Raw genomic sequence first — 11240 nt, forward strand, 5'->3', positions numbered from 1 at the left:
CCCTCTGATCTCCTTGGCGGCCGAGCAGCGGTCCCAGGACGTCACCGACTGGGCCGCCCGCATCGGCTGGGTCGTCGGTCTGCTGCTCGTCATCGCGCTGGTCTACTGGCTGATGCGCGAGGGCTGGAAGTGGCGCGGCACGCTCCAGGGCGACCTGCCCGAGCTGCCCGAGGCCCCGGCCGCACCGGGCCCCGCACGGCTGACGCTCACCGGCCGCTACCACGGCTCCACCACCGCGGGGCAGTGGCTCGACCGCATCGTGGCCCGGGGCCTCGGCACCCGCAGCCGCGTCGAGCTGACCCTCACCGAGGAGGGCGTGAGCGTCGTACGGCCCGGCGCCCAGGACTTCTTCATCCCGGCCGGAAGCCTCCGCGGCGCCCGGCTCGACAAGGGCATCGCGGGCAAGGTCCTCGCCGAGGGCGGGCTGCTGATCGTCACCTGGCAGCTCGGCGACCGGCAGATCGATTCCGGTTTCCGCTCCGACCGCGCCGCCGAGCACGCGGCCTGGGTCGAAGCCCTCGGCGCCACGCACCTCGACGCCCCCGACGTCACCGACGACGTCAAGCACACCGAGCACAACCAGGAAGGCGCACGATGACGACCTCCACCAGGGGGGCCCAGACCCCCGCCGTTCTCGTCCTGGAGGACGGCCGCACCTTCCGTGGCCGCGCCTACGGGGCCGTGGGCGAGACCTTCGGCGAGGCCGTGTTCTCCACCGGGATGACCGGCTACCAGGAGACCCTGACCGACCCGTCCTACCACCGCCAGGTCGTCGTCATGACCGCCCCGCACATCGGCAACACGGGCGTGAACGACGAGGACCCCGAGTCCGGCCGCATCTGGGTCTCCGGCTACGTGGTGCGCGACCCCGCCCGTACGCCGTCCAACTGGCGCTCCCGCCGCTCGCTGGACGACGAGCTGACCGCCCAGGGCGTCGTCGGCATCAGCGGCGTCGACACCCGCGCCCTCACCCGCCACCTGCGCGAGCGCGGCGCCATGCGCGTCGGCATCTTCTCCGGCGAGGCGATCGCCGACGAGGCCGCGCTGCTCGCCAAGGTGCAGGCCGCCCCGCAGATGAAGGGCGCCGACCTCAGCGCCGAGGTGGCCACCCAGGAGACCTACGTCGTCCCCGCGATCGGCACCAAGCGGTTCACCGTCGCCGCGATCGACCTGGGCATCAAGGGCATGACCCCGCACCGGATGGCCGAGCGCGGCATCGAGGTGCACGTCCTGCCCGCCACCGCCACCGTGGACGACATCTACGCGGTGAACCCGGACGGCGTGTTCTTCTCCAACGGCCCGGGCGACCCGGCCACCGCCGACCACCCCGTCTCCCTCATGCGCGCCGTCCTGGAGCGGTCCACCCCGCTGTTCGGCATCTGCTTCGGCAACCAGATCCTGGGCCGCGCGCTCGGCTTCGGCACCTTCAAGCTGAAGTACGGCCACCGCGGCATCAACCAGCCGGTGCAGGAGCGCGGCGCCACGGGCACGTGGACAGGGGGGAAGGTCGAGGTCACCGCGCACAACCACGGTTTCGCCGTGGACGCGCCGCTCGACGCGCCCAGCGACACCCCCTACGGGCGGGCCGAGGTCTCCCACGTCTGCCTCAACGACAACGTGGTCGAGGGGCTGCGCCTGCTCGACCGCCCCGCATTCAGCGTCCAGTACCACCCCGAAGCCGCCGCGGGCCCGCACGACGCCGGGTACCTGTTCGACCGCTTCGTCACCCTGTTGGAGGGCCAGCGTGCCTAAGCGCACCGACATCCAGTCCGTCCTGGTCATCGGCTCCGGCCCGATCGTCATCGGCCAGGCCGCCGAGTTCGACTACTCCGGAACCCAGGCCTGCCGGGTGCTGAAGGCCGAGGGCCTGCGGGTCATCTTGGTCAACTCCAACCCGGCCACGATCATGACCGACCCGGAGATCGCCGACGCCACGTACGTCGAGCCGATCACCCCGGAGTACGTCGAGAAGATCATCGCCAAGGAGCGCCCCGACGCGCTGCTGCCCACCCTCGGTGGCCAGACCGCCCTGAACACCGCCATCTCGCTGCACGAGGCGGGCACCCTCGACGAGTACGGCGTCGAGCTGATCGGCGCCAACGTCGAGGCGATCCACAAGGGCGAGGACCGCGACCAGTTCAAGGAGGTCGTCGAGGCCGTCCACGCCAAGATCGGCCACGGCGAGTCCGCCCGCTCGTACATCTGCCACTCCATGGACGACGTCCTCGCGGGCGTCGAGGAGCTCGGCGGCTACCCCGTCGTCGTCCGCCCCTCCTTCACCATGGGCGGCGCCGGCTCCGGCTTCGCGCACGACGAGGACGAGCTGCGCCGCATCGCCGGCCAGGGCCTGAACCTCTCGCCCACCACCGAGGTGCTGCTGGAGGAGTCGATCCTGGGCTGGAAGGAGTACGAGCTGGAGCTGATGCGCGACAAGCACGACAACGTCGTGGTCGTCTGCTCCATCGAGAACTTCGACCCCATGGGCGTCCACACCGGCGACTCGATCACCGTCGCCCCGGCGATGACGCTGACCGACCGCGAGTACCAGGTGCTGCGGGACATCGGCATCGCCGTCATCCGCGAGGTCGGCGTGGACACCGGCGGCTGCAACATCCAGTTCGCCGTCAACCCCGAGGACGGCCGGGTCATCGTCATCGAGATGAACCCGCGCGTCTCCCGCTCCTCCGCGCTGGCCTCCAAGGCCACCGGCTTCCCCATCGCGAAGATCGCCGCCCGGCTGGCCGTCGGCTACACGCTGGACGAGATCCCCAACGACATCACCGAGAAGACCCCGGCGTCCTTCGAGCCCACGCTCGACTACGTCGTGGTCAAGGTGCCGCGGTTCGCGTTCGAGAAGTTCCCGGCCGCCGACGCCCGCCTCACCACCACCATGAAGTCGGTCGGCGAGGCCATGGCCATCGGCCGTAACTTCACCGAGGCGCTCCAGAAGGCGCTGCGCTCGATGGAGAAGAAGGGCAGCCAGTTCGACTTCACCGGCGAGCCCGGCGACAAGGCCGAACTCCTCGAGCGGTCCGTGATCCCCACCGACGGCCGGATCAACACCGTCATGCAGGCCATCCGCGCCGGGGCCACCCCGCAGGAGGTCTTCGACACCACGAAGATCGACCCCTGGTTCGTGGACCAGCTCTTCCTGATCAAGGAGATCGCGGACGAGCTGGCGGCCGCCGACAAACTCGGCCCCGAGCTGCTCGCCGAGGCCAAGCGGCACGGCTTCTCCGACGCCCAGATCGCCGGAATCCGCTCGCTGCGCGAGGACGTGGTCCGCGAGGTGCGGCACGCGCTCGGCATCCGGCCCGTCTACAAGACGGTCGACACCTGCGCCGCCGAGTTCGCCGCCAAGACCCCGTACTTCTACTCGTCCTACGACGAGGAGTCCGAGGTCGCGCCGCGCGAGACCCCGGCCGTGATCATCCTCGGCTCCGGCCCCAACCGCATCGGCCAGGGCATCGAGTTCGACTACTCGTGCGTCCACGCCTCGTTCGCGCTGAGCGCCGCGGGATACGAGACCATCATGGTCAACTGCAACCCCGAGACCGTCTCCACCGACTACGACACCTCCGACCGGCTCTACTTCGAGCCGCTCACCCTGGAGGACGTCCTGGAGATCGTCCACGCCGAGCAGGCGGCGGGCCCGGTCGCCGGTGTGATCGTCCAGCTCGGCGGCCAGACCCCGCTCGGCCTCGCCCAGGCCCTCAAGGACAACGGTGTGCCCATCGTGGGCACCTCGCCCGAAGCCATCAACCTCGCCGAGGAGCGCGGCGCCTTCGGCCGGGTGCTCACCGAGGCCGGGCTGCCCGCCCCCAAGTACGGCACCGCCTTCTCCTTCGAGCAGGCCAAGGGCATCGCCGCCGAGATCGGCTACCCGGTCATGGTCCGCCCCTCGTACGTGCTGGGCGGCCGCGGCATGGAGATCGTCTACGACGAGTCCTCGCTCGCCGAGTACCTGGAGCGCCACGCGGGCCTCATCTCCGAGCACCCGGTGCTGATCGACCGCTTCCTCGACGACGCGATCGAGATCGACGTCGACGCGCTCTACGACGGCCGGGAGCTGTACCTCGGCGGCGTCATGGAGCACATCGAGGAGGCCGGAATCCACTCCGGCGACTCGGCGTGCGCGCTGCCCCCGATCACCCTCGGTGGCTTCGACATCAAGCGGCTGCGCGCCTCCACCGAGGCCATCGCGCGCGGCGTCGGCGTCCGCGGACTGATCAACATCCAGTTCGCCATGGCCGGGGACATCCTCTACGTCCTGGAGGCGAACCCGCGCGCCTCCCGCACGGTCCCCTTCACCTCCAAGGCCACCGCCGTACCGCTGGCCAAGGCCGCCGCCCGGATCTCCCTGGGCGCGACCATCGCCGAGCTGCGCGCCGAGGGCCTGCTGCCCGCGACCGGTGACGGCGGCACGCTGCCGCTGGACGCGCCGATCTCCGTCAAGGAGGCCGTGATGCCCTGGTCGCGGTTCCGCGACGCCTCGGGGCGCGGGGTGGACACCATCCTCGGCCCGGAGATGCGCTCGACCGGCGAGGTCATGGGCATCGACTCGGTCTTCGGCGCGGCGTACGCCAAGTCGCAGGCCGGGGCGTACGGGGCGCTGCCCACCAAGGGGCGCGCTTTCGTCTCCGTCGCCAACCGCGACAAGCGCTCGATGATCTTCCCGGCCCGGGAGCTGGTCGGCCTCGGCTTCGAGCTGATGGCCACCTCCGGCACGGCGGAGGTCCTCAAGCGCAACGGCATCAATGCCACCGTCGTCCGCAAGCACAGCGAGGGGGAGGGGCCGGACGGTACGAAGACCATCGTCCAGCTCATCCACGACGGGGACGTCGACCTGATCGTCAACACCCCGTACGGCACCGGCGGCCGCCTCGACGGCTATGACATCCGCACGGCGGCCGTCGCCCGCGGCGTCCCGTGCCTGACCACCGTCCAGGCCCTCGCCGCCGCCGTCCAGGGCATCGAGGCGCTCGGCCGGGGCACGGTCGGCGTCCGGTCGCTCCAGGAACACGCGGAACATCTGACCGCCGCCCGCGAGGAGTGAGGCGAGGGGGACACCGGCCGGTGTCCCCCTCCCCGCTTCGCGCCCCCCTTCCCCTCGTGCGCAGAAAGCCCCTCATGTACTCGCTGCTCTTCAACCTCCTCTTCCGGCGCATGGACCCGGAAAAGGCCCACCACCTGGCCTTCGGCTGGATCCGGCTGGCCGCCCGCATCCCCGTCCTGCGCACCTTCGTCGCGGCCGTCCTCGCCCCGCGGGACACGGCGCTGCGCACCGAGGCGCTGGGCCTGCGCATGCACGGGCCGTTCGGGCTCGCCGCCGGGTTCGACAAGAACGCCGCCGGGATCGACGGCATGGCCATGCTCGGCTTCGACCACGTCGAGATCGGCACGGTCACCGGCCGGCCGCAGTCCGGCAACCCCAAGAAGCGGCTCTTCCGGCTGGTCGGCGACCGTGCGCTGATCAACCGCATGGGCTTCAACAACGAGGGCTCGGCCGCCGTCGCCGCCCGCCTCGCGGGCCGCCGCGCCGCGTTCCGTACGACGGTCGGCGTCAACATCGGCAAGACGAAGGTCGTCCCGGAGGCGGACGCGGTCGCCGACTACGTGACCTCGACCGAGCGACTGGCCGCCCACGCGGATTACCTCGTCGTCAACGTCTCCTCGCCCAACACCCCCGGACTGCGGAACCTCCAGGCCGTCGATCAGCTGCGCCCGCTGCTGACCGCGGTGCGCGAGGCCGCCGACCGTAGCGTGAGCGGGCGCCGGGTGCCGCTGCTGGTAAAGATCGCGCCAGATCTCGCCGACGCGGACGTGGACGCGGTCGCCGACCTCGCCGTCGAACTGGGCCTGGACGGCATCATCGCCACGAACACGACCATCGCGCGGGACGGGCTCGGGCTGACCTCCCCCGCGGGGCTCACCGGGGAAACCGGTGGCCTGTCCGGGGCGCCCCTCAAGGCCCGGTCGCTGGAGGTGCTGCGGCGCCTGTACGCCCGGGTGGGGGACCGGCTCACGCTCGTGGGCGTGGGCGGGATCGAGACGGCCGACGACGCGTGGGAACGGATCCTCGCGGGGGCGACGCTGGTGCAGGGCTACAGCGCGTTCATCTACCGCGGGCCGTTCTGGGCCCGCGAGATCCACCGCGGGCTGGCCGCCCGGCTCGCCGCGTCCCCGTACGAGACCCTGGCCGACGCAGTGGGCGCGGAGGCCAGGGCGTAACGCCTGCGGCGCCTTGTTCCCCACCCCGCCCCTTCCCGACCCGGGGGCAAGCCGCCGGGCCCCCGCCGGGGCTCCGCCCCGGACCCGGCTGGGGCTCCGCCCCGGGCCCCGCTCCTCACGCGCCGGAGGGGCTGAGGGGTGGCGGTGGGGCATCGCCGCCGGGCCCGCTGGACGGCGCCCCGGGGCGGGCTTCAAGCACCAGCGGGTGGCCGCGGCCGACATCCCGCACGTACTCCGAGGAGAGACCCCCATGACGACCCCCGCACCCACCCCCTTCGGTACGCGTCTGCGCCGGGCCATGGACGAGCGCGGTCCGCTCTGTGTCGGCATCGATCCGCATGCCTCCCTGCTCGCCGACTGGGGGCTCGGGGACGATGTCGCGGGGCTCGAGCGGTTCACGCGGACCGTCGTGGACGCGCTCGCCGGGCGGGTCGCCGTCCTCAAGCCGCAGTCGGCCTTCTTCGAGCGTTTCGGCTCGCGCGGCATCGCCGTGCTGGAGCGGGCCGTGGCGGACGCCCGGGACGCCGGGGCGCTGGTGCTGATGGACGCCAAGCGCGGCGACATCGGGTCCACGATGGCCGCGTACGCCGCCGCCTACCTCGACCCCACCAGCCCGCTGTTCTCGGACGCGGTCACCGTCAGCCCCTACCTCGGCTTCGGCTCGCTGCGGCCCGCGCTGGACGCCGCGCGGGCGAGCGGGGCGGGGGTCTTCGTGCTGGCGTTGACGTCCAACCCGGAGGGCGCCGAGGTGCAGCACGCGGCGCGGCCCGACGGGACGACCGTCGCCGCGTCCGTGCTGGCCCACCTCAAGGCCGAGAACGCCGAGGAGGCCGCCAAGGGCGCCCTCGGCTCGTACGGCGCGGTCGTCGGGGCGACCCTCGGCGCCACGGCGGACCGGATCGGGGCGGAGCTGGCGATCGACGGGCCGCTGCTGGCGCCCGGCATCGGCGCCCAGGGGGCGACCCCCGCGGACCTTCCCCAGGTGTTCGGAGCGGCGGTCCGGAACGTCGTTCCGAGTGTGAGCCGCGGGGTCCTCAAGCACGGACCGGATGCCTCCGCACTGGTCGAGGCGGCGGCCCGAATGGCTGATGACGTGCGTGCCGTGGCTGAATAACCGGGCTATTTTGTCCCTGAATGTCCCAGTCGAGAGAGTCTGACCAGGACTTTTCGTCTGTTCTCGCTGACTGGAGCGGGATCGGCCGCTAGTCTCCGACGAGAGCGAACGCGCTGTTGCGTTGCGCGTTGCTCCGCAGGTGAGGGCCGACTAGGTTCCTCACCGGTCCATATCCGACAGTTCGACATCCGAGGTGACGTAGGCGTGGCTCTTCCGCCCCTTACCCCTGAACAGCGCGCAGCCGCGCTCGAAAAGGCCGCCGCGGCTCGCCGGGAGCGCGCCGAGGTCAAGAATCGGCTCAAGCACTCCGGCGCGTCTCTGCACGAGGTCATCAAGCAGGGCCAGGAGAACGATGTCATCGGCAAGATGAAGGTCTCCGCTCTCCTGGAGTCCCTGCCGGGCGTCGGCAAGGTCCGCGCCAAGCAGATCATGGAGCGGCTCGGCATCTCCGAGAGCCGTCGTGTGCGCGGGCTCGGCTCCAACCAGATCGCATCCCTCGAGCGTGAGTTCGGCGGCGCCGCCGGCTGACGTTTTCCGGCACTGCCGGGAACCTGGATAATCTGCTGCATGGCAGCACATCCAGTACGCCCGCGGCTGACCGTGCTCTCCGGCCCCTCCGGGGTCGGCAAGAGCACGGTCGTCGCGCATATGCGCAAGGCACATCCCGAGGTCTGGCTCTCGGTCTCCGCCACGACCCGTAGGCCCCGCCCCGGCGAGCGGCACGGTGTTCAGTACTTCTTCGTGGACGACGGGGAGTTCGACAAGCTCATCGCCAACGGTGAGCTGCTGGAGTGGGCCGAGTTCGCCGGCAACCGCTACGGCACCCCCCGCGAAGCGGTCATCGACCGGCTCGACGCGGGCGAGCCGGTGCTGCTGGAGATCGACCTCCAGGGCGCGCGGCAGATCCGCGAGTCCATGCCGGAGGCCCAGCTGGTCTTCCTCGCGCCGCCCAGCTGGGAGGAGCTGGTCCGCCGGCTCACCGGCCGGGGGACCGAGGCTCCCGAGGTCATCGAGCGGCGGCTGGAGGCGGCCCGTATCGAGCTGGCCGCCGAATCCGAGTTCGATACCACCCTGGTCAACACCTCCGTCGAGGACGTGGCGAGTGAGCTGCTAGCCTTGATGCGAGTGGCTTGATCTTCAATTCATTCTTGCCATGAGGCGTAATAAGGAAGGCTAGAGAGTGTCCTCTCCCATGACCGCGCCCGAGGGCATCATCAACCCTCCGATTGATGAGCTGCTCGAGGCGACCGACTCGAAGTACAGCCTCGTGATCTACGCGGCCAAGCGTGCCCGTCAGATCAACGCGTACTACTCGCAGCTCGGTGAGGGTCTGCTCGAGTACGTCGGCCCCCTGGTGGACACCCACGTCCACGAGAAGCCGCTGTCGATCGCGCTCCGCGAGATCAACGCGGGTCTGCTGACCTCCGAGGCCATCGAGGGCCCGGCTCAGTAAGGTCCGAAAATCGCTCATCACCGGCCCGGCGGCCTCGCCGCCGGGCTTGTGGTGTGTCATGGGTACGTAAGGCCGGACGGTGGGGAAGAGGCGAGCGATGACCATGGCGGACAAGCCCCGGGTCGTGCTGGGGGTCAGCGGCGGGATCGCCGCCTACAAGGCGTGTGAGCTGCTGCGGCGGCTGACGGAGTCCGGGCATGACGTCCGCGTCGTGCCGACCGCCTCGGCGCTGCACTTCGTCGGCGAGGCGACCTGGTCGGCGCTCTCCGGGCATCCGGCCAATACCGAGGTGTGGGAGTCCGTCCACGAGGTGCCGCACGTGCGCATCGGCCAGTCCGCGAACCTGGTCGTGGTCGCCCCCGCCACCGCCGATCTGCTCGCCAAGGCGGCCCACGGCCTCGCCGACGACCTGCTCACCAATACGCTGCTGACCGCCCGATGTCCGGTCGTCTTCGCCCCGGCCATGCACACCGAGATGTGGGAGCACCCCGCGACCCAGGAGAACGTGGCGACCCTGCGCCGCCGCGGCTGCGTGGTCATCGAGCCCGCCGTCGGCCGACTGACCGGTGTGGACACCGGCAAGGGGCGGCTGCCGGACCCCCAGGAGATCTTCGAGGTCGCCCGCCGGGTGCTGGCCCGCGGCCCCGAGGCGGTCCGTGCCGATCTGGCCGGACGCCATGTGGTGATCAGCGCCGGAGGCACCCGCGAGCCGCTGGACCCGGTGCGCTACCTGGGCAACCGCTCCACCGGCAAGCAGGGATACGCCCTGGCCCGCGCCGCCGTGGCCCGCGGCGCCAGGGTGACACTTGTCTCGGCCAACAGCGAGCTGCCCGCCCCGGCCGGAGCCGATGTGGTGCGGGTGGGGACCGCGGTCCAGCTGCGGGAGGCGGTCCTGAAGGCCGCCGCGGACGCCGACGCGGTGGTGATGGCCGCCGCGGTCGCCGACTTCCGGCCCGGCCGGTACGCCCCGGGGAAGATCAAGAAGCGGGACGGGCAGGAGCCCGAACCAGTCGCTCTGGTGCGCAACCCGGACGTTCTGGCGGAAATCTCCGCCGAGCGGGCGCGTCCCGGACAGATCGTCGTCGGCTTCGCCGCCGAGACCGATGACGTTCTTGTGAACGGCCGCGCGAAGCTCGCCCGCAAGGGCTGCGATCTGCTCGTGGTGAACGAGGTGGGGGAGCACAAGACCTTCGGTGCGGAGGAGAACGAGGCGGTGGTGCTCGCGTCGGACGGCACCGAGACGCCCGTTCCGTACGGCCCGAAGGAGGTCCTGGCCGACCGGGTCTGGGACCTGGTGGCGGCCCGTTTCGTGTGAGCCGGCGACGGCCGTCGCCGGATCTTCACAAGACATTCGCGTGACCTTCGGCCGTACGTGGGTAGGCATTGCCGGCACCGTGGGTTGATCCAGGGCAGGGAGCGCCCGATCGGACCATGACAGCGATCTGTCATGGGGGCCTTGCTGTATTTCAGCTCGAGGCGAGGTATGTTCCAGGTCATGGCCTGCCCGTTCTGTGGGACGGGGATGCTCTACCGGCGGAAACGCCGGATAAACTGGCCCAGGAGCCGCACCGGGCGCAGCCCCCGGGCGGTCCCGCCCATGATCAGCCAGCAGCCGCTGCAACCCCAGGGAGCGATGTGTCCCGCCGCCTGTTCACCTCGGAATCTGTGACCGAGGGTCACCCCGACAAGATCGCTGACCAGATCAGCGACTCCATCCTCGACGCGCTCCTGAAGGAGGACCCGGCCTCCCGGGTCGCCGTCGAGACCCTGATCACCACCGGCCTGGTCCACGTGGCCGGTGAGGTGACCACCAAGGCGTACGCCGATATCGCGACGCTCGTCCGCAACAAGGTCCTCGACATCGGCTACGACTCGTCGAAGAAGGGCTTCGACGGCGCCTCCTGCGGCGTCTCGGTGTCCATCGGCTCGCAGTCCCCCGACATCGCCCAGGGCGTCGACTCCGCCTATGAGCTGCGGGTCGAGGGCGACGAGGACGAGCTGGACAAGCAGGGCGCGGGCGACCAGGGCCTGATGTTCGGCTACGCGTGCGACGAGACGCCCGAGTTGATGCCGCTGCCGATCAACCTGGCGCACCGGCTCTCCCGCCGCCTGTCCGAGGTGCGGAAGAACGGGACCATCCCGTACCTGCGCCCGGACGGCAAGACCCAGGTCACCATCGAGTACGACGGCCACAAGGCGGTCCGCCTGGACACCGTCGTCGTCTCCTCGCAGCACGCCTCCGACATCGACCTGGACTCGCTGCTGGCTCCTGACATCAAGGAGTTCGTGGTCGAGCACGTGCTGAACCAGCTCGTCGAGGACGGCATCAAGCTGGACACCGACGGCTACCGGCTGCTGGTCAACCCGACCGGCCGCTTCGAGATCGGCGGCCCGATGGGTGACGCCGGGCTCACCGGCCGCAAGATCATCATCGACACCTAC

Annotated in this window: 10 protein-coding genes; all 10 read left to right on the forward strand. The window is 70.9% G+C overall.

All coding sequences use genetic code 11. The features are described 5' to 3' along the window. The first annotated feature begins 7 nt into the window (after positions 1-7). Positions 8-598 (forward strand): PH-like domain-containing protein, encoded by a 591-nt coding sequence (locus LCH29_RS09680; RefSeq protein WP_446461304.1) that lies wholly within the window; start codon positions 8-10, stop codon positions 596-598. Continuing rightward, a complete protein-coding gene (gene carA / locus LCH29_RS09685; RefSeq protein WP_446461264.1) occupies positions 595-1752 on the forward strand; it encodes a glutamine-hydrolyzing carbamoyl-phosphate synthase small subunit in 1158 nt (385 codons plus the stop codon). Before LCH29_RS09680 ends, carA begins: the two co-directional genes overlap by 4 nt. Continuing rightward, on the forward strand, positions 1745-5056 hold the full coding sequence (gene carB / locus LCH29_RS09690; RefSeq protein WP_446461265.1) for a carbamoyl-phosphate synthase large subunit: 3312 nt from the start codon (positions 1745-1747) through the stop codon (positions 5054-5056). Before carA ends, carB begins: the two co-directional genes overlap by 8 nt. A gap of 74 nt (positions 5057-5130) precedes the next feature. Further along, entirely contained in the window at positions 5131-6231 is a 1101-nt protein-coding gene (locus LCH29_RS09695; protein WP_446461305.1) for a quinone-dependent dihydroorotate dehydrogenase, read from the forward strand. Between the two features lie 250 nt (positions 6232-6481). Further along, the gene (gene pyrF / locus LCH29_RS09700; protein WP_446461266.1) at positions 6482-7345 is read left to right on the forward strand and encodes an orotidine-5'-phosphate decarboxylase; all 864 of its coding nucleotides are present in this window, start codon (positions 6482-6484) and stop codon (positions 7343-7345) included. A gap of 204 nt (positions 7346-7549) precedes the next feature. Continuing rightward, positions 7550-7873, forward strand: a complete 324-nt coding sequence (locus LCH29_RS09705; RefSeq protein ID WP_009713618.1) for an integration host factor — start codon at positions 7550-7552, stop codon at positions 7871-7873. Between the two features lie 39 nt (positions 7874-7912). Next, positions 7913-8479 carry a guanylate kinase gene (gene gmk / locus LCH29_RS09710; protein ID WP_009713617.1) on the forward strand — a complete coding sequence of 189 codons (567 nt, stop codon included), beginning with the start codon at positions 7913-7915 and terminating at the stop codon, positions 8477-8479. A gap of 58 nt (positions 8480-8537) precedes the next feature. Continuing rightward, on the forward strand, positions 8538-8798 hold the full coding sequence (gene rpoZ, locus LCH29_RS09715; RefSeq protein ID WP_020867048.1) for a DNA-directed RNA polymerase subunit omega: 261 nt from the start codon (positions 8538-8540) through the stop codon (positions 8796-8798). Positions 8799-8895: 97 nt separating this feature from the next. Then, positions 8896-10113: a bifunctional phosphopantothenoylcysteine decarboxylase/phosphopantothenate--cysteine ligase CoaBC gene (gene coaBC, locus LCH29_RS09720; RefSeq protein ID WP_446461267.1), complete on the forward strand. Its 1218-nt coding sequence runs from the start codon at positions 8896-8898 to the stop codon at positions 10111-10113. 320 nt (positions 10114-10433) lie between these two features. Then, positions 10434-11240 (forward strand): methionine adenosyltransferase (metK, locus tag LCH29_RS09725; RefSeq protein WP_446461268.1); only part of this gene is annotated, 807 nt, incomplete at its 3' end.

The organism is Streptomyces sp. BRA346 (assembly GCF_052851135.1).

Excerpts from the sequence above, each read along its gene's own strand:
- coaBC (WP_446461267.1), top strand. The coding sequence starts at position 8,896 with ATGACCATGGCGGACAAGCCCCGGGTCGTGCTGGGGGTCAGCGGCGGG.
- gmk (WP_009713617.1), top strand. The coding sequence starts at position 7,913 with ATGGCAGCACATCCAGTACGCCCGCGGCTGACCGTGCTCTCCGGCCCC.
- pyrF (WP_446461266.1), top strand. The coding sequence starts at position 6,482 with ATGACGACCCCCGCACCCACCCCCTTCGGTACGCGTCTGCGCCGGGCC.
- carA (WP_446461264.1), top strand. The coding sequence starts at position 595 with ATGACGACCTCCACCAGGGGGGCCCAGACCCCCGCCGTTCTCGTCCTG.
- rpoZ (WP_020867048.1), top strand. The coding sequence starts at position 8,538 with ATGACCGCGCCCGAGGGCATCATCAACCCTCCGATTGATGAGCTGCTC.
- LCH29_RS09695 (WP_446461305.1), top strand. The coding sequence starts at position 5,131 with ATGTACTCGCTGCTCTTCAACCTCCTCTTCCGGCGCATGGACCCGGAA.